We start from the raw sequence: 1,071 nt of genomic DNA on the forward strand, positions 1-1,071 counted from the left end.
GGCTTTGTTGCATAAAGAGTATGAGTTGAGTGAGATAATCTATAGAGAGAAAAATAGAGCTTCCCCTTAGCCATGACAGAAGCAACCGCCAAGACCAAATATAAGATATTGAATTGGAGTAAGTACAACGCAGCGCTCTTAAACCGTGGTAGTCTGACCTTCACCGATTGATGATGAGGTACTTAAAAGATGGTGGAATCCCCAAAAGACAGGGAAACGAGGAGCATCCCGCAAATACAGTGACTTAGCCATAGCTACCATGAGTACCATGGGGTCAGTGTTGAATTTACCAGGGCGTCAAACCCAAGGATTGATGGAATCAAAGTTCGGTTTAATGGGAGTAGACTTAGAAGTACCAGACCACTCCACAGTATCGAGACGGCTGGGGAAATTAAGTGTGGCAATGCCCGGTTAAGAACGGAAGGGAGCACGGCATGTGGTAGTGGATTCAACCGGAATCAAAGTTTATGGAGAGGGAGAATGGAAAGTACGTCAACATGGAATCAGCAAACGTCGAAAGGCGCGAAAACTGCATTTAGGGGTAGATCAGAGCACAGGGGAAATACTTGGTGCGGTAGTGAGTACGAATAATCTCAGTGACTCGGAGGCTCTATCGGATGTGTTAGATGCCATCGAATCAGAGATTGAAGCAGTGTCCGCCGATGGAGCTTATGACAAACGCAAGTGCTACGATGCCATTAAAAAAAGAGGTGCTCAGGCTAATATTCCCCCACGTCATGATGCCCAATATTGGCCAAAAGAAGGAGAGCATCATCCACGCAATCAGAACCTAGTACGTATTGAAAAAGTGGGTCGAAGCCAATGGAAACAAGAGAGTGGCTATCACCGTCGCTCATGATCGGAGACGGCCATGTTTCGTTTCAAGCTTATCTTTGGTAATCGTTGTTCTCGTCGTACCAACGACCCCCAGGCTGTAGAACTTTTACTTGCTTGTGCTGCCCTCAATCCTATGACCCATTTGGGTATGCCTGATAGCTATGCCCATAATGCTTAAAACTGCTCCTGAGAGGGGGAGCATTTTGACCCCTTCATCATTCATGCAACAAAGCC

General features: G+C 46.4%; 1 pseudogene. It reads left to right on the forward strand.

The annotated features are described in order from the left end of the window. The first annotated feature begins 72 nt into the window (after positions 1-72). Positions 73-1,015: pseudogene (locus tag F6K49_RS52325) on the forward strand (IS5 family transposase). Positions 1,016-1,071 lie beyond the last annotated feature (56 nt).

The sequence above is a fragment of the Moorena sp. SIO3I6 genome, from assembly GCF_010672095.1.